This window comes from Chryseobacterium sp. JAH (assembly GCF_001507335.1).
Taxonomy (GTDB): Bacteria; Bacteroidota; Bacteroidia; order Flavobacteriales; family Weeksellaceae; genus Chryseobacterium.
Map to the genome: position 1 here is coordinate 26,966 of NZ_LMAH01000004.1, position 22,862 is coordinate 49,827.

Here is a 22,862-nt window from a genome sequence, read left to right on the forward strand (position 1 = left end):
GCTGCTATCTTTTTGAAACGCAAATGGCGCAAAGGTTTTTGTTATAATTTTCTGCATATTTTTCCGTTCGCAGAGGTGTTACACTCAGCTAAGAAATACAAAATTTTTGATGACGCTCTTTCAGAGCTTTGCAATGTCTATATTCAATATTATAGGACATTCGCCTAATTCTGTTGACTTCGCCACTTTATAGCTTTTCTGATACTGTATTAATGATTTGCAAATCTTTCCAAAAAACATCTTTATACATTCCAAATTCTGTGATAAGCAGTTGATTGATGTAGGGAATTTCTGCAAGTCTGTACGCTTTCTTTTCCACTACTCTTTCAAGATATAATTTACGGTAGGTTTGGTCTTTTAACTCTTCTTCCCAATTGATATTTTCCAAATCTAAGTCACATCCAATTCCCGAATAATGAAACTGTTGTAAAATGTTTTCCAGCATTTTGATTAACGGATCTTCAGGATCAGCATCGTGCAAAACCGAAATAATCTGTGGCAAAAATCTCAGTGATAAATCTGCTGATAGGATTGAGGAGATCTCTCTTTCACCTTTAAATGATGGAATTAGTTGGCTTAAATCTTTTGATGTATTTTCTCGTATCAAATGCAGTTGTGCACTGTGATACAGAACTTTTGCCGCCCAAACCGCAGTTTCACGGTCACAGTTTAAATTATCAGATAAAAATTCCAGCCGTTCTTTTTCAAATTCAGATTCAAAGTAATCAGCAGCGTCCTGTTCTTCCTTCTGAGAGATCGATTTAATATCAGAAAAAATGGTCACTATACCTTCTTTTCTGAGAAGGAATAAGGTATCTAAAAATGGGGATTTGGTTTCCAGCATTAAACAAAAATAAAAAATATTATTTGTGAAATGCGAATTTTCCGGTGGAAGTTAACGGTTAATTAAAATCGATAAAAATCCGCGATTTGGCTCAAGCTACCTCATCATCTAATTGCGTCCCAAAACCCTAGCCCCGATTGCAGTGAAAATCCTTTTTTGAAAAAAAAGATTGAAACGGAAAGCGGGAAATAGCTTCAAAAAAAACTACTGGCTAGACTAATTCCCTTTCACTTTTCACATATTTCTTATCTTTGAACCATTCAAACTATAAATATGAGTGTACATATCAGTGCAAAAAAAGGAGAAATAGCGAAAGTCGTATTGCAACCAGGCGATCCGCTTCGTGCAAAATATATCGCTGAAAATTTTCTAGAAAATGCAAAATTGGTAAGCCAGACCAGAGGAATTTTTTATTATACAGGAACTTATAAAGGCAAAGAAATCACTGTTGGTGCAAGTGGCATGGGTTTTCCAAGCATCGGAATTTATTCTTTTGAGCTGTTTACAGAATATGAAGTGGACACGATTATCAGGATCGGAACCTGTGGTGCTTACACTACCGACTTGAAGGTTTTTGATCTTTTAAACGTAGAACAGGCTGCTAGTGAAAGTACCTATGCAAAGTTCGCATGGGAAATCGAGGAAGATATCATTTCTCATCAGGGAAATATTTTTGATATCATCAATGAAACGGCTGAAGAATTATCTTTAAAAGCTAAAGCGACAAACATCCACAGCAGTGATATTTTTTACAGAAAAGATCCTGAAACTCCTGCAATTGCAACGAAATACAACTGTCCTGCAGTAGAAATGGAAGCTTTCGGATTGTTTGCCAATGCTAAACATTTAGGTAAAAATGCAGCGACGATTCTTACAGTTTCTGATATTATTCCTACGCATGAAAATATTTCGGCTGACCAAAGAGAAAAAGCATTGAAACCAATGATTGAGCTGGCTTTGGAAGCAGCGTGGAAAGTGATTTAATAAAAATCGATGATATAATTTAAAAGAGCTTTACTGAATAGTAGAGCTCTTTTTGTTTTACTTTTTACGTGTCGTAATCTCCCAGTTTTCAGTCTGATTTGAGTTTTTATTTTTATCTAAAACCAAGCGAAAATTTACTTTGTCTTTACCCTTATCTGTAAAAAGTTTAAATGAAAGAAAACCTTTTTTGATGTATTCTTGAGACAGATCATCGGTGAGATAATGATTTTGGACCATTTTAAAATCCTCACTCAGACTTGTATTTTTAACCAGAAAATCCAGAAACTGCTTTCTTTTGCTGTCGATATTTTTCTCACTTAAATCTGACGTCTTGTAAGTTCCTTCTGCGATCATATTTAAATTATCACAACCGGAAACTTCTACTGTACATTCAAAATCTTCGGTTGTGAGTTTTTCATTTAAAACTTCTGTATAATTATGCATCTCGATGGTTCTGAATGACGCTGAAACATTATTCAAAACTTTTTTATCTTTCCATTTTGCAAGTTCGCAACTCGACAAATAAGATTCTTCGTATACATTTTCATTTTTATAGACAAATGATAACTCAGTCGATTAGAGTTCCTGCAGAGGTTTAAAATAGGTGCGAGAATTCTGTGTTGCATTCGCCTTTAGAATACCATCTTTATAAACAATGTCATCTAAAGTGTTGTACGAGAAAGGAGCATATGTAAGAATCGTATGTTTTCTCTGAACTTTGTTATCTTTTCCCATGATGGTGTAAATAATTTCAGATTCGGTATTTGCACTTCCGCCGAGCATTCCTTCAGAATTCCGTTCGATAACGTAATCCTGAATTCCATCTTTATTAAAATCTTCCGTAGCGATTTTGCTAAAATAAACACTGTAAGAATCACCGTCATTATCACGAAACCGAATAGTTTTTGTAATCTACCTTTTCGGGCTTTTCATTGCCTATTTCTTTATCCAGTAAAAATTTAAGAATATCAAAATTATGATCCGTATTTTTAACGGCTACAGTATCTTTCTGAGTCAAATCGGTTTGCTTAAATGCTTTCAGCCTTTTCTTTTCTTGAGCAGTTCACAACAGAGAACACTGCTAAAACTAATAGTATTTTCATAATGTGTGATCTGATTATTTAAAAATAAAGAAAATATTTAAAAAGAAATCCTAAAAATATCTTCGCGTAAGATGAACGAAATTTAATCCTGAATGGTTAAAATTCAAAATTCCACTGTACAAGTCATGCTTTTAGTAAAAATTTCAGCTTTAAAAAAGCTGTAAACAAAACCACCTTATCATAAAAAATAAGATAAGATAAAATATACAAATACCATCATAACAAACCTTTACGAGGCTTTTATATCATATAAAAATACAGTTTAAATAAAAAAATATTGATTTTAGTGTAAAATTATTACATTTAGAGCCTAACAATTATTAATTAATAATGAAGTTTATAGGATATGATGTCGGGAGCTCATCGATAAAAGCATCCATCGTAGATGAAAACGGAAAAGTGATTGCTCACGCAAAGTATCCGGAAAGTGAGATGGCTATTGATTCTCCAAAGATCGGCTGGGCAGAACAGGATCCCGAACAATGGTGGCAAAATCTTAGAATTCTTACTCAAAAAATAATTGCAGAAAGCCACATCGACAAAAACGAGATCAAAGGAATTGGGATCTCTTATCAGATGCACGGTTTGGTTTTGGTGGGAAAAGATAAAGAAGTGTTGCGTCCGTCAATCATCTGGTGCGACAGCCGTGCGGTAGAAACCGGCGACAAAGCTTTTGATGATTTGGGTGAAGAAGTTTGTATGAATAAACTTTTGAATTCACCGGGAAATTTCACTGCTTCGAAATTAAAATGGGTCAAAGAAAACGAGCCGGAAGTTTATGAAAAAATCTGGAAGTTTATGCTCCCGGGAGATTTTATCGCTTTAAAATTAAGCGGTGAAGCAACAACAACCGTTACCGGACTTTCAGAAGGCGTGCTTTGGGATTTCCAGAAACATCAGGCTTCAAAAGCATTATTGAATCACTGGGGAATTGATGAATCTTTGGTTTCAACAGTGGTAGACAATTTTACGGAGCAATGTGTGGTTTCAAAACAGGGGGCTGAAGAAAGTGGTTTGCCGGAAGGAATTCCAATTCTTTACAGAGCAGGAGATCAGCCGAATAATGCATTATCATTAAACGTGATTAATCCCGGAGAGATCGCTGCTACAGGTGGAACGTCAGGTGTTGTTTATGGGGTGACAGACAATATTCATTCTAAAGAATCTGTGCGGGTAAACAATTTTGCGCACATTAATCATACGAAAGAGCAACCGAGAATTGGGAAAATGCTTTGTTTAAATGGTGCTGGAATTCAGTACAGCTGGTTGAGGCATCAGGTAGATCAAAAAAGACATTCTTATCAGGAACTGAATGATCTGGCTTCACAGATCCCAATCGGATCCGATGGAATTATTGTTTTACCATTTGGAAATGGCGCTGAAAGAGTTTTAAAAAATAAAGACATCGGTTCTTCTACTTATAATGTGAATTTTAACCGTCATAAAAGTGTTCATTTATTCAGAGCGGGATTGGAAGGCATCGCCTACTCTTTCGTTTACGGAACTGAAATTCTGATGAATGACGGTCTTCAAAAAGGAATTATTAAAGCGGGAGGAGACAATTTATTCCGTTCTTCTCTTTTCGCGCAATCGATTGCAACATTATTGGATACTGAAATCAGAATTTTTGACACAACAGGCTCAACAGGTGCAGCAAGAGCAGCAGCAATGGGAGCGGGAGCATTTGACACATTAACGGATATTTTAACCGAAAAAGACATTACCACTACGTACATTCCTGATTTTAAAAATATGGATCAGTACAGGGAAAGTTATGGAAAGTGGAAAAACAAACTGGAGCAGGTTTTAATCAATTCTTAAAAGAATATCTCGCAGATTTTAAAGAATAAGCAGATTTTTCTTGTTTAAATAGATTGCAAAATTTGCCTGATCAGCGAGAACATAAATTAAACAAATTACAATCAAAAAAAATAAAATCAAAATAATGGCAATTACGACAGGAAACAAAGAGTACTTTAAAGGAATAGATAAAATTCAGTTCGAGGGAAGAGAATCAGATAATCCGTTAGCATTCAAATTTTATGACGAGAATTTGGTCGTTCGTGGAAAGACGATGAAAGAATATTTCAAGTTTGCTTCTGCTTACTGGCACACATTCTGCGCAACAGGCGGAGACCCGTTCGGTGCAGGAACTCAGCAATTTGACTGGTTAACCGCTTCTGACGCAAAGCAGAGAGCGACAGAAAAAATGGATGCGGCTTTCGAATTTTTCACAAAATTAGGCGTTCCTTATTACTGTTTCCACGATTATGATTTGATTGACGAGGCAGATAATTTCACAGAATCTACGAAAAGACTAGAATTCATCACCGATTATGCTAAAGAAAAACAGGCTGCTTCTGGGGTAAAATTACTTTGGGGAACTTCTAACTGTTTCTCAAACCCAAGATTTATGAACGGTGCGGCTACCAATCCTTCATTTGACGTTTTGGCTTACGCTGGTGGACAGGTGAAAAATGCTTTGGATGCCACCATTAAATTAGGTGGCGAAAATTATGTATTCTGGGGCGGCCGTGAAGGTTATATGTCACTTTTGAATACGAATATGAAGCGTGAGCAGGAACACATGGCAAAGTTTTTACATTTGGCTAAAGACTATGCAAGAGCTCAGGGTTTCAAAGGAACTTTCTTCATCGAGCCAAAACCGATGGAGCCTACAAAACACCAATACGACTTTGACGCGGCAACTTGTCTGAATTTCCTTCGTCAGTACGATTTATTGAATGATTTTAAATTAAATCTTGAAGTCAATCACGCTACTTTGGCTCAACATACTTTCGAGCACGAACTTCAGGTAGCGGCTGACAACAATGTTTTGGGAAGCATCGATGCGAACAGAGGAGATTACCAGAATGGTTGGGATACAGACCAGTTCCCGGTTGATTTGTATGAAATGACTCAAGCGATGTTGGTGATTATCCAAGCTGGAGGTTTCCAAGGCGGAGGTGTGAATTTCGATGCGAAAATCAGAAGAAACTCTACAGATTTGGAAGATATTTTCATCGCTCACATCAGCGGAATGGACAATTTTGCAAGATCATTCTTAGCTGCAGATAAAATTTTAGAAAAATCAAAATATTCTGAGATCAGAACCAACAGATATTCTTCGTTTGATTCTGGAAAAGGTAAGGATTTCGAAAACGGAAGCTTATCTTTAACAGATCTTGCCACTTATGCTCAAGGATTGGGAGAAGTTGGCAGAGAAAGCGGAAAGCAGGAATATCTTGAGAGCATTATCAATCAGTATTTATAAAATTATTAAGATAAATTATCTTTTAAATAAGAAAACTACTATCAAAAAATTCATCAAAATTAATTCCCCACCCCTAAAGGGTGTAATTTGATGAATTTTAAGGACTTTTCCTCTCTTTAGGGTTGGGTAAGAAAAGTTCTTAAAATTTCAAACAACTGGTTTGATTGATAAAAGATATTTATCATTTTCTAACAATTAAAACTAAATCAAACTATGCAAATAATAGATTCTGGTCCTAAATATTCTTCAGGAACAAAGGCGCAGATCAATATGCTGTACGTTACCGTACTCACGTTGGTCGCCACTTTGGGAGGACTTTTGTTTGGATACGACACGGCTGTAATTTCCGGAGCCGAAAAATCGATCCAGGAATACCTGATCATTCCATTAGGATTGAGTTCACTGGCACACGGAGCGACCATTTCGAGCGCATTGATCGGATGCATCATCGGCGGCGCTATTTCCGGGATGATCTCCACAAAGCTGGGAAGAAAAAAATCTTTGATGCTTTCAGCATTTCTGTTCTTCATCAGTGCTTTGGGAGCGGCCTATCCTGAATTTTTATTCTTCAAACACGGCGAACACTCCATGGGTGTTTTGCTGGCATTTAATTTTTATAGGATCATTGGTGGAATCGGTGTAGGACTGGCTTCGGCGGTCTGCCCGATGTACATTGGTGAGATTGCACCTGCCGAAATACGTGGTAAACTGGTATCATTGAATCAGTTTGCCATTATTTTCGGGATGCTCGTAGTTTACTTTGTGAACTGGGGCATCGCAAGTGGACAAACCGTAGAATGGATCAACGAAATCGGATGGAGATATATGTTTTTGTCACTGACGATTCCTTCTGCCCTATTCGGAATTCTACTGTTTTTTGTTCCTGAAACGCCGCGTTACCTGACGTTCGTTAACAAAGATGCGGAAGCACTTAAAATTTTAACTAAAATCAATGGTGAAGCCCGTGGAAAAGAAATTTTCTCAGAAATTAAAAGCACCGTTGTTGAGCATAAAAGTGAAATTTTCGCATTCGGAAAAACCGTAATTGTGATCGGAATTTTGCTTTCTGTTTTCCAGCAGTTTGTGGGAATTAACGTGGCTTTATATTATGCTCCGAGAATTTTCGAAAGTATGGGTGTTCATAAAGATTCATCGATGTTGCAAACCGTTGTAATGGGATTGGTGAATGTTGTATTTACCGTTATCGCTATTTTCACAGTGGATAAATGGGGAAGAAAACCTTTATTGATTGTCGGTTCAGTCGGAATGGCGATTGGTATGTTTGCGATAGCAATTTTATCGTATTACCAGATTATCGGGATTGCAACTTTGGTATTCATCATTGTTTACACAGCTTCATTTATGATGTCTTGGGGACCGATTTGCTGGGTTTTAATCTCAGAAATATTCCCGAATAAAATCAGAGGAAGTGCCATTGCGATTGCAGTTGCGGCTCAGTGGGCAGCGAATTATTTAATTTCATCAACTTATCCTTTTATGATGGAATTCAGTGGAGCATTTACTTACGGATTTTATGGTGTGATGAGTGTTCTGTCCCTATTCTTTGTATGGAAATGGGTTCCTGAAACCAAAGGAAAATCTCTTGAAGAGATCGAAAAGATTTGGGAAAAATAAATATACTTTAGTTTTATAATTAGTTTGTTGAGGGCACCGGGATTTTTCGGTGCTCTTTTTTATAACTTTGGTAGATTGAGATTAGGTTATTAAAACAAATCATATTTTTCCGAAAGCAGAAAACAAAACAATTATTACTTACTGTTTTTCCGATTATTTAAAAAACCTAAAATTTATTGCAAAGTTGCCCGTTATACATTTATTTTAGAATTTGGTTTTTCAGTCGTTTTTTCCTGACAATCAATCAAGACAAGGCTCAAAATTATTTGGCTTAAAATTATTTATTTCATCTAATAAATTCTTAGTTTACTTCTTTATATAAGCACTATTTTTTATTACCTTCACGTCATAAAACCCCTGTTAAATATAAATTAATCAATTTATTGATTTTCAATAAACATTATGTAATTGCTCATAAAATTCTTTGACTTGTCATCCATTGTTTCAAACTCAAATATTTCATTCTTTTTCAAAACAAACTGAGTGTTAAAATTACGATTACAATACCCTTCGCCTGATTTGGAAACTTAATCTAAGATTTCAAATTGTTTTTTGGCCATTTCATCAGTTGCAAATTCATAGACACGAATGTGAAAGTTGTAATAATAGCTGGAAAAATTTTATTACTTCGATTGATTTTTATTCTCCTATTATACTTGGTTCTTTTTGACCTAGTTTTAATCGAATAAACCCTCATCTATTTCATGTTAATATGATATTGAATATGTTTCACACAATCGAAAATAAAGCTATATTCATCTTTTGATTTATCAACTGTATAAGAGTTTAACTCTACATCCTTCTTTCTAATTCTTTATTTAAATTATTTATAAGACCTAAATTATCGGGCATATTTACGGTATAAATAGTATCATGAGTATATTCGGTGTTAAACAGTTTATATACTATAGAATCTTCTAACTTTTTTTGACAAGAAAAAACAAGCAGGCAGATAAAGCTTATTAAAGGAGAGTGAAAAATTTCACTTTTTCCTATATTTCTATACATTCTAATCACTTTACATTTCAAGCTCTCCAATTCCATTATTAATATTAAGTTTTACCGTTGCTTCATAATCAATCCTTTTATCAGGACTTTCTTCGTTTCCGGAAAAATATTTTGTAGTTACACCATATTTTCTGGTTTGTAGTCCGTTGGGATTAATCTTTAAGGTATTTAATCTATTTTGTATCTCCTTTTTTGTTAATCTTAATTCATTCATTCGCAACTAGTTTTCTGATTTAAACTTCATAAAATTCCCTTTAATAAAGAATTAATCTGTGTTCAGTTAAGCAATTTTTTTCAACTATTTAAATGACTCTTTAAATCTTCTCTCGCTTTTATAAATTCTAATACTGTCTGCTTGAAAGGGCTGATTATTTAGATAAACTTGAAAACTGTTGTTATCGGGATCAATTTTAATATTTAGCTTAAAGTTTCCCACATTTTTAAATGCTTCATTTGCCTTTTCCCAATTGAAAAAAACACGTCCCTCAAAAGCTTCATTCTTTCCTGTTTCCCAGAAGAAATTCATTTCTCTCGGTATTGCTTTTTCTTTTACTGTCGGATTTTCTACAAACGGTCGCAGCAGAATATCTCTCTCACCATTATAATACTCTGTGTTTATAGAAAACAGTTTAAAATTTTTGTTCTCTGAACTTATCTTTGGTGACCAATTGTATCTTGTTCTATATTTTAACCATTTTTCAGGTGATTCATTAGGCAAATAATATTCTTTTGCCAACTGTTCAAACAAAGTGGCATCAACTCTATAAGTTTTTTGGTATTTTTCTTTTAGTCTTTTAATTTCAGACTCATTAGTAATTTTTTCAGCTTGATATTGTCCTAATTCTATCTGCGTCGGTCCGAAGCCAAGCCAGACTACAACCATTCCATTTGGTGCAAAACCAAAAATGAGATCCGACATTTCGTAATAAGATTTGGCAAAAGCATTATACTTTTTACGATAATCAGGCTCATCACGAACGTTAATAAATTCTTTCATAGATTCTTTAGATGACTCAGATTCATCTACTGCATAAGCTCTCTGAACAAATTCTTTCACTTTATCAATTGGAAAATTCGCTTTTAAATGGTAAAAAGCACTTTCGCTTTCCGCATAATATTTTATATCTGCTCCGATTGGTGTTCCGCTCTGTTCGGTAAAACCTTTCCCGGAGCTCCCCCAATTTCCTGATGAACTACCATAAGGTAATTGAGCGGAAATCTTTTCCAGTGTTATTAAAGAATCTTCTACCGGAGTGATTAGATGTTTATTATCCGTATGCGAAATTTGTACATTATATGTAGGAGCCATAGGTTCTTTTTCCATTTTTTGGCAATTCATGAGCTGAAATAAGCTCGTTAAAAAAAATATTATTTTAAATTTATCCATCTAATATTGTTCTTTTGCGTTCTGATGAAGGATGTACTCCCGACACAATAGGTCCCATACCGAAAGCATCAAGATTCGCCGACCAATGTAAATATCCTTTTCTTAAATCTTTCAAATCATTCGTATTCATATTAAAATTTAAATAAGAATAACTCTTTGACGTACTTACATATGCTGAAGATGAAATCTTCTGTCCGGCTTTTATCTTTTCAACGTAATTATTTCTTAAATCAACACATTTTTCTACATAATTTTGAAGATGTGATGAAATTTTAGTGATTGTAGCATCTGTAATTTGATTTTTCTTTCTTTGAATATCTAAATATTTCACGCCAAAAAAATCAGAAAAATGAAACATATAATGCAACGGAAGCTTATCAAAATGATTTGATAAATCACGTTTACCCCACAATTCATATTTATATTGCACACCAAATCTAGTTGGATATGTTTTTGTCACAATACTTATCTGAGCTGGATCATACCAACCTTCTTCAATCAGTAGACTGCGGTATTTTTCGCAAGATTGTTTGTCATTACTCGCTTTGTATATGAGAACATTTTCATTTTCTCCATCAACATAGCCGCCTCCAATATCAGAATGTACTCCCGGAAATGTAAATTGTAGCCCATGTATTCCTGTACTTTCGATATTAGTTAAACTAAAATTATCTCTAAATTCATCTGCAGAAGCTATCTGAAATATAAAATGAGCATTTTGAACGGCATTCAGTCCCAGTTGTTCAGAATCATTTTTTACAAACCAGTTTCCCCTGTGATTGGCACCATAAGAAGCAACTGTATCATATAATCCTACAAAATTGAATTTGATTTTTTTAATTTTTAAATTATTTGAAACTAAGCAAGCTCCGAAATAGCCAAAGTTAAGAAGATAAGAATCTGTTTTATCTTTTGCTATATTTAAAATTTGTTCAATAGCTTTTTCATCTTTCTTTTCCTCCGCTTTCGACAATTCATAAAAATCAGGAGGATAAACTGTTAAGCCACCACCCAATTGTCTACTTGTATTGGGCGCCGTTGTAGAAACTTGTACAAAATGACGTGCTGCTGCTGCACCTCTGCTAAATCCATAAACATTTACAGAAAGGACATCTATTTCTTTGCTTCCAAATCTGCTTTTAATTGCTTCAGCACCTTTTATACAGCCTTTTGTCACTTTTGCTTTTATTCCTCTTTCAGCAACACCCAATCCAGCTCCTCTTACAGGCAATCCGAGAGTGTCATTATCCGTTTTTCCGTCAACGGTTCCAATGCCCTCAATATACCATGAAACCTGATTATCCGCCGTTGGATCTATCGCATCATATCCTCTGGCTACATTAGAATAATCATTAGCATAGCTTCCTGACTTTTTTTCTTTTGAACTTCCCTGTTCTGTATTCGTCTTATTATTGAGTGTCCCATCAAAAAAAAGATTTAAACAAACATCAATTGTATTAACGGGCTTATCATTGGGATGCACTTCATTTGGACTGCTGTAGCTAACTCCCGTATCAGCTCCTTTCTGTAAAACATTTTGTATACCGTTATGGGCAATATTGCCTTTCGAGAAGGCCAATTGATCGCCTTCTGTTTGAGAACTTACTTTACCTTCAACAAAATATTCAATACTCATGACTAATAGTTTTTAGACTTTTCGCCACTGTTATTTTTAACTTCTTTTTCTGCATGATGCTCAACATTTCCTTTACTGCTTACTTCAATTCCTTGCAAGCTGATAAGTTTATGTTCTTTCTCTCCAAAAGTTTCCATATCACCCTTTACATAATGCGTTAGTTTACCTGTAACGTTGGTGAAAAAGTTGCCTAGAATCCCCACATTTTTCATTGCTCCCACAGATTCAGAAAAATTCATTGTAATACTTTCTGTTTTATTCATCCCCACTGTGTTTGATTGATTGGCTCCAACATTAGTAGTCATATTCTGTCCCACCGAAATATTCATGTTACCACCCGCATTAAAATTAATATCATTAGGTGCAGTTACTGTAATATTTCCCTTTCCATCCATGAAATAGGTATTTCCGCTCGGATCGATGATATTTACACTTCCTTCATCATCATTCATCAGAACTTTAATGCCGCTTTTGGTTTGGATGGAACGCATGTGATTATTGATTCCACCCCCTAAACCAACTCCCCCATGAAACATTCCTCCCATGACGAAAGGTCTATCGGGGTGATTATGCACAAAATTCACCATCACCTGATCGCCAACTTCAGGAATCGCAACATAACCACGGTTTTGAGTAATCTGATCTGTTCCTCCCGCATCGGGACTCATCATTCTGATAAAATGCGTCGTGTCATTCGTCTGCCAGTCAAACCTCACCTGAACTCTACCCTGTCCCTCAGGATCGGTGTTGGAAATGACCGTGGCTATTTGTGGTTCAGCTTTTGGTATCGCGAATTCCGGTTTTGGTAAAAATCCTGTATCTGATGCAATTCCATGGAAACTTCCGGTGTAATGACCAATTGTATCAATTTCATGAGTCGTTTCTGTCACCATAATTCTGGTGAAGTACGAAGTTTCATTGGTGTCGGGTTTTCGCATTTCGATATCGACTGCGCAACCCGGATGTAAAAATGGAACCGTGGTAGAACCTGAAACAGTAAATACATTCACCGCTTCACTTCCCGCTGTGCTTTTCTGAGAGTACTCTACATCTAAATGCGTCGTTGCTTTGATTGGAGCAACTCTTAATGAAGGCGTTTTATAAATATTGTCGTTATGCTGATAAGCTGTTTTTGCCAAATCTCCAACATGTTGAATAGGCGTTGCCCCTGACTTCAGAATTTCATTTTTGTTACTGTTGTAGCCGTAGAACTGAGGTTTTGTGTGAACTGCTTTTAATTCAACTTTGATGTCGTTGGCACTGCTTCCGTAAGTTAATTTGATCGGTTGGTTCTGTGGTGGAAGCTTTCCGAAGTGCAATACTTCACCATCGTAGTAGAACTGTTCGCCATACGCTTCTGCCATTCTCGCCAGATAGTTGTAATGCGTTTCGTCGTATTGGCTGCTGTATAGGATTTGAGAATAATCATTCGTATCGATTCTGATATCAAACCGGCTTTTATCTAAACCCTGCTTGATGACCTCTTCAGCGATAATTCCCATATTCACAGGCTGGGCTCCGCCAAAACTTTGAATATGAGGTGCGCCATCCAATAAAATGGTAGGACTGTAACCCGATAGAACGATATTTCCCAAACTCATTCTTTCCTGACTGAAACCAACTCCCGTAATCACACCCACAAAAGTTCGTTCCGGGCTTTTGTCGATGTCTTTGTAAGAAATAACGGCTGTGAGTCTTTTTCCTAAAAATTTATTGGCTTCTTCTAATGTATGGGTTTGGCGGTCGCCTAAAGTATCATGAGCCAAAGTAAGCGTAAACTCGTGGTGTTTCTGTGAACTTTGGGTAAGTTTGAAATGCTTGTAATATTTAATCACTTTACCTTCAATTACCAAAGATAACTTGACTAATCGGTTGATGCCCGTATGATGATTCTCTGAGATTCCTGCCGCATTCTGAGACGGGCGGAAAGATGAACCTCCGGTTTTTTCTAAGGTATTCATATTGCGTGATTGTGTGGTACGTTAAATATACAAATTTTATTCAAATTCGTATGATGTATAAAACTTAATTATTATGCTAAAGCTAATACCATACGTGTTTTACGTAAATATTTTTTAGAATTATAATTTTGTCAAAAAAGACTGTCTCACGACAGTCTTTGCTTTGTATACAATAATACTTAAAAGATAAACTTCAAATTTAGCTTGTTGGCCAAAGACCTTCGTATGCTGCAGTTCCGTAATTGATCTTCTCTGCACTTACTATAAAGCTGATCAACATTGAGTTTTCGTCAACTGCATCGAAGTCTACTTCGTGCTGGATAACATATCCGTTTTCCCAATTCAAACTAATCAAAGTTCCTTCTTCATGAGATTTATTGAAAGTGATTTCACCAGAAGTTGGTTTGTATTTTCCGTTTAACAATGACTCTAAGATGTCAGATTTTTCTGTTGCCTCGATTGTCAGTTTAATTAATGCATTAGACGGGTCTGATGCTACTCTACCCGATACGTCTGTTGATCTTGAAACGCTGTAGTTCAGTTTTAATAATTTCTGACCTTCGCTGCCGTTGAATTTTAAGATTCCTCTTGAATTTGCTGCCATAATAAATAAATTTTAATCGTTAATTTTCGTGAAATGTTTTTTTCTTTACTCAAAGATAAATACACCCAAAATATTTTTAAAACTTTTTAATCATTATTTCGAAAATTGTAGTAATTCTACGATTTCATGTAGTAAAACTACGATTGACTTTTATTTAAAATTACAATTAACATAATTCATCTATCTTAAAATCAGTCGAATACAGAACACCAAAGTCTATATATGAATGATTGATTTCTAAAAATTTTACCAAACCTTTATCTTTTGAGAGAATATATCTTCCATTAAAATCAGCTTTTGCTGAATTTTGATTGAGTATCCATTCATCTTTATTTTCAGAAATTTCTGCCGTCTGATCAATATTTAATAATTCATCTTCTAAAATGATCTGAAAATGAGATTTTCCGTTTTTGAAATCGTTCCTGATTTGCGCAAAATAAGTTTTGATCAGCCAATCTTCTTTCATCTTTTTCTGAAACAATTCCTGATTGAGAACGGCATATTCAAATTCTTCGATGTAAATTTTTGCATATTGATCAGGAAATCGATCGAGCAAATTTGCTTTTATTTCAGGAAATTTTTCAATTGTTTTCTTTAAAAGATTGATTGAAACAATTTCACATTTTTGATTGGTTTGAATCTCAATTGGATCGATAGATTGAAAACAGGCAATCGCCATATCGCCGATTTTCGTCTGATTTTGAATTGAAAAATTGTTTTTAGAAAGATGAAAAATATGCTGATTGAGTTCGTTTTTTATCCATTCTAAAGAAAATTGATATGAAAATGAGTTTTCAGTTTTTTTATGATCAACAAAAGATGATTCGGTGATGCTGACTTTATATTGAATGCTTAAATTTTCCGGATAGAAATTGATCTTAGGATTTCTTTCAGGACTTTTGAAAGGCGCATCATTCCTCGAATTGTATTTTTGGATTGCCAAATAATCCGGCAGAAACAATTTTCTTCCTGCGACTAAATTTTCAACAATATAATCTTCTCTCGCACAATGTTGATTGTGAAATTCTTTGATATAAATCGGATTTTCGAGATTGATTTGCTCGGCAATGCTTTGCAGAGTGTCGCCCTGGCGGATGAAATGAAGCGTCATAGATTAATTCAAATATTATTTCTTTACTTTATATTGATTTCCGGAAATTTTCGTACAGTTTGGTTTTGTTTTACTTATAGTCTCATAAAGTTCCTTTGTTGATTTTTTTAAATTGAAATTAATATCCTGTACACAATTTTCTCTATAATTGTCCTGCCAAGAATCAGATTCTGTTTTGATTTTTCTTAAGACAAATTGATTGTTTTTACCAGATACCAAATAACTTTTCTCCAAGTATCCTCTGTCTGGAAATTGTGTGACAATTTCGTATCCATCGTTTAACTCTTTAATATCTGTAACCTGATTTCCTCCGCCTTCGGAAAAATTAGTAGACTTTAGAGTGAAAATGTAATTATTATTTTTATCACCTAAAAAAATCAATAACTCATCACCTGAATAGCGATTATGACTCACAATTTTATCTTTAATTCCATCTTTATTGACATCGAATGTTTTAATAAAATAATTTGCATTATTGCTGTATTGATTAAAATTTACTGTACTGACTTTATCATTTTTTTCATTATAATCTGAACTTTTCTTTACATCAAAAACTTCTTTGTATGCAGTATCATTTTTATTAATTGTTGCAGAAGATGCATAAGTTTTATCTTCTGCAGTATTGTCAACAGTCGTTTTTTTACAAGAAAAGAAAACTACTGAAAAAAATGCTGTATATAAAAATATTTTCTTCATTGATTTGATTTAATCTAAATCTTTCCTTTGCCTTTTTTTTAATAGCGAATTTATTTCACTTTCGCTTGATCGTCAGTCAAAATACAATTGTAATTTAATTACTTATCTTGCCTCAATGTTAGTAAAAAATAATCTGTAACATCCTCAAATTTCATTTCACCAAAATTCTTCACGGTCATTTTCTTCGTGGGTATTTCTTTATCAGGATCACGTCTATCAGTATATTCTACATCATATTTATACAAAAAAAGACCATTTAAATATTTAAAAGTGACATATTCTTTGAAGTAGTAAGTATTATCACAATTATATTTTTCAATTGTAAAATAATTATCTTTCTGTACGATGTCAACTTCTGCTTGAGGACAGTTAGTATTTACTTTTAAGAGTTCGGAGTTACTTAGTACTTTTTTATCTGATTTTGTCTTTACACTTATCTTCTCATCAAGAATCTGGACATTAAAAAATTCTTCGTTTGAATTGAGCGGTATTTTTTTTTCTGTTAAACTTTTTCCATTAATATATTCATCAATATCACTATAAGATTTATAAATTAATAAAGATTTTTTTATTGCAAAACTGTTTGAATGGTGAAATTTATCGTTGATAAATTGTTTTATATTAATGTCGTTATCATTTCTGCTGATTTGAAATGACACTTTAGGATCTTTTATTTTTTCTATTTCTTGTCCTAAGTCAAAATGAATTTCACCTAAATAATGTACAAAATCATTTTCTACACTATAAGCATGATAAGTCTTATAGGCGTAATCGTCTAGACTTACTAGATAAATGTTTTGATTTAAATAATCAAACCTCAGTAAGTCTAACTCTCCAGAATCTAAATCATAATTGGATTTATAAACGTTAAATTTATTATTTCCCGCAAGGCCAAACAAAGTAAAATCAGCATATTCAATGGTGGTTTCTTTATCTTTAAATTTAAAAATTTTAATTTTATCGCTAATATCTTTATCGACGTACTTCACCTGTTTGTATTCAGATACATGTACATTTTCTTTATCAGTTTGATAATTATTGTTGTCGGTTATTTTTTTACATGAAAAAAAACTGCTTATCAACAATACTATATAAATACATTTTTTCATTTCCATACTTTATTCTTAATTTCTTCCTGTTTGCTTTTATCAGCTGCTGTCATTTCAGTTTCAGTTTTAAATTTAAAGTAGACCATTGGATTACATTTTCCATTAAGACCGCCAGCACTTCCGACATTATTGACTTCAAAGTGTAAATGAGGATTTCTTGTTTCAAAATTATTTCCATTTCTACCAGAAATTCCCGTATATCCAATTACATCATTATGCTCGACGGTTGTTCCGACTTCAAATGTACCAAAACTGCTCAAGTGCATAAATACTAAATAAATATCTCCATCATGATTAAACCCTTTGTCTGTAAGTTCACCTTTTTCTGAATATATAGGGACATAATTAGTTTTCAAGGTCTTGAATGTTTCTTTATCAATCACTTTTAGGACGATAGTTTTACCAGCTAATGTTGTGGATGTATATACTCTTTCAACTTTGCTTTTTAAACAGGCATAAACGGGAGTTCCCGGAACCGCTAATAAATCTGAACCCGAATGATTGGATACACCATCTCTTATCTTTTCACCAAAAGAACCGTGCCAAGGCTTTAGAGCACCTCCCTGAGAGTATAAACAAAGCATTGGTTCATCTATAGGAAGTCTCCAATTTCCCGAAGGAGTTGTAGGAGTATTTTCTACAGGGCTGCATTTTGCAACTTGAAAAACCTCATATGTTTTATCAAAATTTGTCTTTCTTTGATTATAAGTAGAGGTTCCTTCGTTGACTATTCTTGTTATACCATCTACAACTTCTCTACCACCGTTAGATCTTAACTGAAGATCTTTCCAATACCAAAATGCCATTGCAGACAATACACTCTCTCTATGATTCAATACACTATCCGGATTATTCACAATATCGAAGTCAAAGCCTTTCCTTACCAATCTCCTATTCACCTCAGTATAATTGCTTCGTCCTGTAATTTGTATTATTCCTTTTCCCATAAACTTCCATCCGTCACCTGGGTTTACGTTTCCCAATTTGTATCTTGCAGATCTATTTTCATCAGCATACACAAGATTTGCAATTTCTCTGCTGTTTGCAGCTTGTATTCCATTATCGTTATAACGATTTAAATCTTTACGTCCATAAAGATTTGCCTGCGCATGGTGGGTCTTAAAATAACTAAACGGGCTGCTTGCCCATGTACCTGATGAATAGTGACCTCCATTTACCAAATCTTTCACCCATCCAACACCATTCCTAACATAATCACCATCCTTTAGTCTTCTGGCGCTATAGTTAAAACTTTCAGGTTCGTTTAAATTTAAACTTGTACCTACTTCCGCTAGTACCTGAGCGAAAAAGTGAGCTTTCCTCAAACAAGAGTCTATATTAAATAACTTATTGCCCTCATTAAAAGCATTAATCAAAGCTGTTTTATTTTCCTCACTTGCTTCAGTAAATATTTGGTCAACTTCCTCTCTAACTAAAATCTTACATCTAGGACACCCATCCTCACTATTGCTCTGCGGGCTTTGTACAATACTCACCGTTCTTCCACCAGCAGGCTGCTGTGTCGGAGGCTGTGTTGGTTCGATGGTTCCGGAAGATTCTCCCCAATCCCAAAGTTCTAGGTTATTCCACCAGTCTGTTACGGTATCAGTAATTCCTTTTTCCTCTTTTTGAGACTGAGGTTTTTCAGCCGCAGGTGAACCTTGAGCTCTCGGTGGCACATTATTGGGCGAACTTTGAGATGGCTGAGCCGGCTGGTTATTGTTGGATGATTGTTGTGGTCTTGGCTGAGGTCTTGTTGTCGGAACAGGCAACGGATTGTTGACATTCACATTATCTGTAGCATGTTTCCTATTTGAAAAGTATTCTACAGTTACATAAAATTCGAGTTTCTGAGGATCTGTTTCACCCTGCATTGCTTTTTGCATTAAAGCTCGGGTTAACATAAATTCTGCCACGGCAACTCCGCTTGAGTTAACGGTTGCTTCTTTCGTTTCAATTAAAAGATTGTTGGCATTATGACCATCGCCTGCCGCATCATCTTCCCAAAGAGAAAATTTCAGTTTTTGACCAGACAAATTCACGCATTGTGCTCTGGTACGCATCTTTTCGGTGTAACTGAAAACTGTTCCGGGCGAATCATCTACATATTGAAGCTCAACTTTATTGATTCTCGGAATAACAACAGGCTGAGGATTAATCTCAATACAAGTAGATCCCGATCCTTCCGGCTCATAAAGATAAGCTTCCAGACGATACGTATTTCGCTGAGCAACCTCACCGAAGGTAAATGTTCCAGAACCAATTTTCTTGATATTCGTAGTTGTAAAACTTCCGTTGGTACGTTTTTTAAATAATTCCCAAGTTACACCTGCTGCATTTCGCTGTGCTTGAGGTGTGGCAGGATACCATTCTGTAATGCTATATGTGGTGGCTTCTCCTACTTTTGGGGAAGAATTGCCAGATATTTTTGAAACTCCTCTTTTTGACATCGCAGAAATTTTTAGATTAATAGGCGTCTATTTCACTTTCAAGAACAGTTTCTTTGAAGTCATTCACATCCACAAGAGGATTCATGTGTCGTACCGTTTTGGCATCGGCGTTTTTCACATTTTGCTTGCTGATCTCACCACGCTGACCATGATCTTTGATGGTGATTTTTCCACCTATAGTACATTGAAGCTCTGAAACCTCTGTCACTGCTTTTTTCCCCATAACCATTACTTTGTCATAGGTTTTTTGCCATTTTCCGGCTGGAGCATAAGAGCACGGAAGATATCCGCTTGAGCTTGGTTTTAGCTTGCATTTTCCGAAACTTGGACCTGGAGGATTGAATTGAAGATCATCTTCTGTAACCGCTAGATAATCTGCGCTGCCCGCAGCATCATTCCAATAATGTTTTTGATGGGCGGTAACTTTATGCTGTGGGAACTGATCACCTTGATTACACTGGCACTTCCCTTTCTGTACGACAAAGTGTTTGCCGTCATGAGATGACGATTGTTCGGACATATTTTGTGATGTTTGGTAATCAAAGATAATAAAAACTTGTTCAACATAAAAAAACGGAAAGTTAATTTTCCGTTTTTAATATGTGATAACTAATTAATGTTGAGTATATTCGGGCTCTTCTACCGGTAAAGTGGTCGGCATGAAATATTCGTTCAACCAATAGAACTCCTGTCCGTTTTGTTTTATTTGTACAGCAGGATTATTTCGGTAAGTAAGCATTCTATCGGCAAGATTTTTATAATATTTAAAATAAGTTCTTACCTGATCTTTAATTACAATTTTGGGATTTTTCCAGCCTTTCAATTTATATTTTGACATCAGCTCTGCTTCAGAATTATCAAAGCCTGTACTGATTCCTACAGCATAAGACATGGGCTGCTCATACAGTTCTCCCTTATCTAAGAATTTCAGTGTGGGATTATACTTTTTCAGAAGTTTCACATATTCACGAACGGCTCTTTTCTGGCTAAAATCCGTTCTCGCCACGCCCGTTTTTTCGTACACTTCAGAATAAAATGCTTTTAGCTGATCATATTCAGCCTCAGAAATCAAAATACCTTTTTCCATGCCAGACTTCAGCTCTAGCAGGTCTCTTGGAATATAGCCCGTCGTTAAAAACGGATTTCCATAATTGATCAACTGTGCTGCAATTCCTGCAGGAACCGGATTTGTCACTCCAGGATACAAATATTTGTATTTAAAATCAACCTCAGTTCTGCCAGCTCCTACCGATGTTTGAAATCTCTCGTTGAGAGAATTATCGATCTTGGTATTATCAAAAGTAACCTGAGCAATCAAACTGTCAACCGCCTTTTTCAAAAATCCAGGAGGGGCAATATCACCCTTTTTTGGGAAAATTACAAATCCCGGAGCCATGCTTTGTTTCGGAAAGTCTAATGAATAAAAGCCGGCATCACTTTCAATCAAGCTAAAATTATTTCTTATTAAAACATCATTTTGATCGATGATTTTCTGCTTTTTTAATTCGGCTACATTTTTAGCGGTGTTTGTGACAATATTTTCTGACATCAAAACAAAATCGTTATACGTATCTGAAGAACGTGAGTTTGTCTGAAACATAATCACTTTTGCCTGCGCCTGAGTTAATGAATTGATAACGCCATACATATTTCCATTTCTATTGGCAGAAGTCCCCACAGTGATTACGATATTGGTTTCGTCAGGAACTTCAGAAAGTAAATTTCCGGCAGCAATTAAACCTTCATTTAAAGGTTGATTCCCACTCGTACTGTGACAGTTCATCTCGTTTATCTTATCATCAATAAATGCTGTAATTTTACTATAATCTTTGCTTAAAGTTGACGGAGCCACATTTTCTCCACAAGGATTGTTTTTATAAAGTACAACACCATATTTAATTGAATTAAAGTAAGAAGGTTTCTCAAATCTCAACTGAAGATCTTCCAATAACGATTTTACAATAGGGGTATAAGGCGCATTAGCTGCACTTACATCCAACACAAAAACAATATTGGCTTTTCTATTCTTTTCAATAATTTCTTTGTAGCGATCGAAGCGAATCTTTTCTCCCAAGACATTGGATGCGTAATTTTTGCTGTAATCTAACACATTGGTAAAATACTTTGTTTTGGTATCTGCCACAACTGTATCATTAAATGCTAAATTAACAGGAAAAATGTTTTCGAGTGGTTTTCTTTTATCAACATCAGTAAGTAAAATTGCAATTCTTTTTTCTGCATCTTTACCTCCAGGCGAACCTTCATGAATTCCCAAAGCAGTTTCTTTGATTCCTGTAGGATTCTTCATTTTTACCGCCGAGCGTTCTCCCCAAGCCGAGATCACATCAGAACTCACCCATCCGTAAAGACCTGTGCTGATACTGTCCATATCGATTGACGGTTTTTTGCCCACCAAAAATCTTTTGTTATTTTCAGCCTGTTTGTAAACATACACCATCTGCCCGTTCGGAATTTTCACATCTGCAGTTTCTATCAGGCTTGGAGAATTAAATACCATGATAGAATCGTTTTTGTAATATCTTTCAGCGCTTTTGATGACTTCGGGACTGTTTGGAACAACTGCAACGCGCACAGGATATCCCGTTTTTTCACCCTTCAAAGAATTACTCCACAGCAGAAGATCTGATTCTGGAATCCAACCATAAGTTTTCACAGATTTTGAAGAAACTTTTTTCATCAAAGCATCAGGAATATACTCGGCAACTTTCACCATTCCGTCTCTGTTCTTCAAAACCATTAACGGTTCTAAAAACTTGACTTCTTTATATGATTTTTCATCGTTTTTATCGAGATAGGCCGTGTTTTTCGCTCTGTCTGAGACTGCAATCCACGGTACAGATTTTTTAGAAAAACCGTCGATAACAGAAGAGTGGTTGATTTGGCCATATTGTTTGGGTTCAGGCGTTTTTTTTGACGGCAATTTTACCTGACAGCCTGTAAGCAATACCGATAAGCCGATATAATATGCCGCGAGAGGAAATTTATTTTTCATCTTAATATTCTTTATAAATTGGTGTATTGTATCAGAAAAAATTCCTG

Annotated in this window: 18 protein-coding genes; 4 read left to right on the plus strand and 14 right to left on the minus strand. The window is 35.1% G+C overall.

Annotation, left to right across the window (positions count from 1 at the left end):
- Window positions 1-187: 187 nt before the first annotated feature.
- A complete protein-coding gene (locus tag AR685_RS10850) occupies window positions 188-844 on the minus strand; it encodes a hypothetical protein (protein ID WP_228376430.1) in 657 nt (218 codons plus the stop codon).
- A gap of 273 nt (window positions 845-1,117) precedes the next feature.
- On the opposite strand from AR685_RS10850, the gene deoD reads away from it, so the two are divergent.
- On the plus strand, window positions 1,118-1,828 hold the full coding sequence (gene deoD / locus AR685_RS10855) for a purine-nucleoside phosphorylase (protein WP_047446802.1): 711 nt from the start codon (window positions 1,118-1,120) through the stop codon (window positions 1,826-1,828).
- Between the two features lie 57 nt (window positions 1,829-1,885).
- Here the strand turns inward: deoD and AR685_RS10860 are convergent, their stop codons facing one another.
- Window positions 1,886-2,350: a hypothetical protein gene (locus tag AR685_RS10860; RefSeq protein ID WP_047446805.1), complete on the minus strand. Its 465-nt coding sequence runs from the start codon at window positions 2,348-2,350 to the stop codon at window positions 1,886-1,888.
- A gap of 54 nt (window positions 2,351-2,404) precedes the next feature.
- The gene (locus AR685_RS10865) at window positions 2,405-2,611 is read right to left on the minus strand and encodes a hypothetical protein (RefSeq protein ID WP_047446807.1); all 207 of its coding nucleotides are present in this window, start codon (window positions 2,609-2,611) and stop codon (window positions 2,405-2,407) included.
- A 650-nt stretch (window positions 2,612-3,261) separates the two neighbouring features.
- Here AR685_RS10865 and AR685_RS10870 point away from each other — a divergent pair.
- From AR685_RS10870 to xylE, 3 genes are all read left to right on the plus strand, one after another.
- Window positions 3,262-4,752 (plus strand): xylulokinase, encoded by a 1,491-nt coding sequence (locus tag AR685_RS10870; protein WP_059124582.1) that lies wholly within the window; start codon window positions 3,262-3,264, stop codon window positions 4,750-4,752.
- Window positions 4,753-4,876: 124 nt separating this feature from the next.
- Window positions 4,877-6,205: a xylose isomerase gene (xylA, locus tag AR685_RS10875; protein WP_059124583.1), complete on the plus strand. Its 1,329-nt coding sequence runs from the start codon at window positions 4,877-4,879 to the stop codon at window positions 6,203-6,205.
- Between the two features lie 213 nt (window positions 6,206-6,418).
- The gene (gene xylE / locus AR685_RS10880) at window positions 6,419-7,840 is read left to right on the plus strand and encodes a D-xylose transporter XylE (protein ID WP_082671925.1); all 1,422 of its coding nucleotides are present in this window, start codon (window positions 6,419-6,421) and stop codon (window positions 7,838-7,840) included.
- A gap of 1,018 nt (window positions 7,841-8,858) precedes the next feature.
- On the opposite strand, the gene AR685_RS10890 is transcribed toward xylE, so the two are convergent.
- The 11 genes from AR685_RS10890 to tssR form a co-directional block, all read right to left on the minus strand.
- A complete protein-coding gene (locus AR685_RS10890) occupies window positions 8,859-9,062 on the minus strand; it encodes a hypothetical protein (protein WP_047446811.1) in 204 nt (67 codons plus the stop codon).
- Window positions 9,063-9,146: 84 nt separating this feature from the next.
- Window positions 9,147-10,172: a DUF2931 family protein gene (locus AR685_RS10895; protein WP_228376431.1), complete on the minus strand. Its 1,026-nt coding sequence runs from the start codon at window positions 10,170-10,172 to the stop codon at window positions 9,147-9,149.
- Between the two features lie 55 nt (window positions 10,173-10,227).
- Complete coding sequence (locus tag AR685_RS10900) at window positions 10,228-11,871, minus strand: T6SS phospholipase effector Tle1-like catalytic domain-containing protein (RefSeq protein WP_059124585.1); 1,644 nt, start codon at window positions 11,869-11,871, stop codon at window positions 10,228-10,230.
- Window positions 11,872-11,873: 2 nt separating this feature from the next.
- Entirely contained in the window at window positions 11,874-13,832 is a 1,959-nt protein-coding gene (locus tag AR685_RS10905; RefSeq protein WP_059124586.1) for a type VI secretion system Vgr family protein, read from the minus strand.
- 199 nt (window positions 13,833-14,031) lie between these two features.
- Window positions 14,032-14,436, minus strand: a complete 405-nt coding sequence (gene tssD, locus AR685_RS10910; protein WP_059124587.1) for a type VI secretion system tube protein TssD — start codon at window positions 14,434-14,436, stop codon at window positions 14,032-14,034.
- A 166-nt stretch (window positions 14,437-14,602) separates the two neighbouring features.
- A complete protein-coding gene (locus AR685_RS10915) occupies window positions 14,603-15,547 on the minus strand; it encodes a hypothetical protein (RefSeq protein ID WP_047446490.1) in 945 nt (314 codons plus the stop codon).
- A gap of 15 nt (window positions 15,548-15,562) precedes the next feature.
- Window positions 15,563-16,243 carry a hypothetical protein gene (locus tag AR685_RS10920; protein ID WP_059124588.1) on the minus strand — a complete coding sequence of 227 codons (681 nt, stop codon included), beginning with the start codon at window positions 16,241-16,243 and terminating at the stop codon, window positions 15,563-15,565.
- A 98-nt stretch (window positions 16,244-16,341) separates the two neighbouring features.
- A complete protein-coding gene (locus AR685_RS10925) occupies window positions 16,342-17,352 on the minus strand; it encodes a hypothetical protein (protein WP_131777616.1) in 1,011 nt (336 codons plus the stop codon).
- A complete protein-coding gene (locus tag AR685_RS10930) occupies window positions 17,349-19,802 on the minus strand; it encodes a peptidoglycan DD-metalloendopeptidase family protein (RefSeq protein ID WP_059124590.1) in 2,454 nt (817 codons plus the stop codon). The genes AR685_RS10925 and AR685_RS10930 overlap by 4 nt, the downstream gene beginning before the upstream one ends.
- A 16-nt stretch (window positions 19,803-19,818) precedes the next feature.
- On the minus strand, window positions 19,819-20,322 hold the full coding sequence (locus AR685_RS10935; protein ID WP_059124591.1) for a DUF4280 domain-containing protein: 504 nt from the start codon (window positions 20,320-20,322) through the stop codon (window positions 19,819-19,821).
- A gap of 93 nt (window positions 20,323-20,415) precedes the next feature.
- Window positions 20,416-22,815 carry a type VI secretion system protein TssR domain-containing protein gene (tssR, locus tag AR685_RS10940; protein WP_059124592.1) on the minus strand — a complete coding sequence of 800 codons (2,400 nt, stop codon included), beginning with the start codon at window positions 22,813-22,815 and terminating at the stop codon, window positions 20,416-20,418.
- Window positions 22,816-22,862: the final 47 nt, after the last annotated feature.

What these genes read in the sequence shown, in the direction of transcription:
- AR685_RS10920 (WP_059124588.1), bottom strand. Translation starts at nt 16,243, where the DNA reads ATGAAGAAAATATTTTTATATACAGCATTTTTTTCAGTAGTTTTCTTT.
- AR685_RS10890 (WP_047446811.1), bottom strand. Translation starts at nt 9,062, where the DNA reads ATGAATGAATTAAGATTAACAAAAAAGGAGATACAAAATAGATTAAAT.
- AR685_RS10850 (WP_228376430.1), bottom strand. Translation starts at nt 844, where the DNA reads ATGCTGGAAACCAAATCCCCATTTTTAGATACCTTATTCCTTCTCAGA.
- xylE (WP_082671925.1), top strand. Translation starts at nt 6,419, where the DNA reads ATGCAAATAATAGATTCTGGTCCTAAATATTCTTCAGGAACAAAGGCG.
- AR685_RS10870 (WP_059124582.1), top strand. Translation starts at nt 3,262, where the DNA reads ATGAAGTTTATAGGATATGATGTCGGGAGCTCATCGATAAAAGCATCC.
- AR685_RS10935 (WP_059124591.1), bottom strand. Translation starts at nt 20,322, where the DNA reads ATGTCCGAACAATCGTCATCTCATGACGGCAAACACTTTGTCGTACAG.
- AR685_RS10925 (WP_131777616.1), bottom strand. Translation starts at nt 17,352, where the DNA reads ATGAAAAAATGTATTTATATAGTATTGTTGATAAGCAGTTTTTTTTCA.
- AR685_RS10895 (WP_228376431.1), bottom strand. Translation starts at nt 10,172, where the DNA reads ATGGAAAAAGAACCTATGGCTCCTACATATAATGTACAAATTTCGCAT.
- AR685_RS10865 (WP_047446807.1), bottom strand. Translation starts at nt 2,611, where the DNA reads ATGCTCGGCGGAAGTGCAAATACCGAATCTGAAATTATTTACACCATC.
- AR685_RS10905 (WP_059124586.1), bottom strand. Translation starts at nt 13,832, where the DNA reads ATGAATACCTTAGAAAAAACCGGAGGTTCATCTTTCCGCCCGTCTCAG.
- xylA (WP_059124583.1), top strand. Translation starts at nt 4,877, where the DNA reads ATGGCAATTACGACAGGAAACAAAGAGTACTTTAAAGGAATAGATAAA.
- tssD (WP_059124587.1), bottom strand. Translation starts at nt 14,436, where the DNA reads ATGGCAGCAAATTCAAGAGGAATCTTAAAATTCAACGGCAGCGAAGGT.
- deoD (WP_047446802.1), top strand. Translation starts at nt 1,118, where the DNA reads ATGAGTGTACATATCAGTGCAAAAAAAGGAGAAATAGCGAAAGTCGTA.
- AR685_RS10930 (WP_059124590.1), bottom strand. Translation starts at nt 19,802, where the DNA reads ATGTCAAAAAGAGGAGTTTCAAAAATATCTGGCAATTCTTCCCCAAAA.
- tssR (WP_059124592.1), bottom strand. Translation starts at nt 22,815, where the DNA reads ATGAAAAATAAATTTCCTCTCGCGGCATATTATATCGGCTTATCGGTA.
- AR685_RS10900 (WP_059124585.1), bottom strand. Translation starts at nt 11,871, where the DNA reads ATGAGTATTGAATATTTTGTTGAAGGTAAAGTAAGTTCTCAAACAGAA.
- AR685_RS10915 (WP_047446490.1), bottom strand. Translation starts at nt 15,547, where the DNA reads ATGACGCTTCATTTCATCCGCCAGGGCGACACTCTGCAAAGCATTGCC.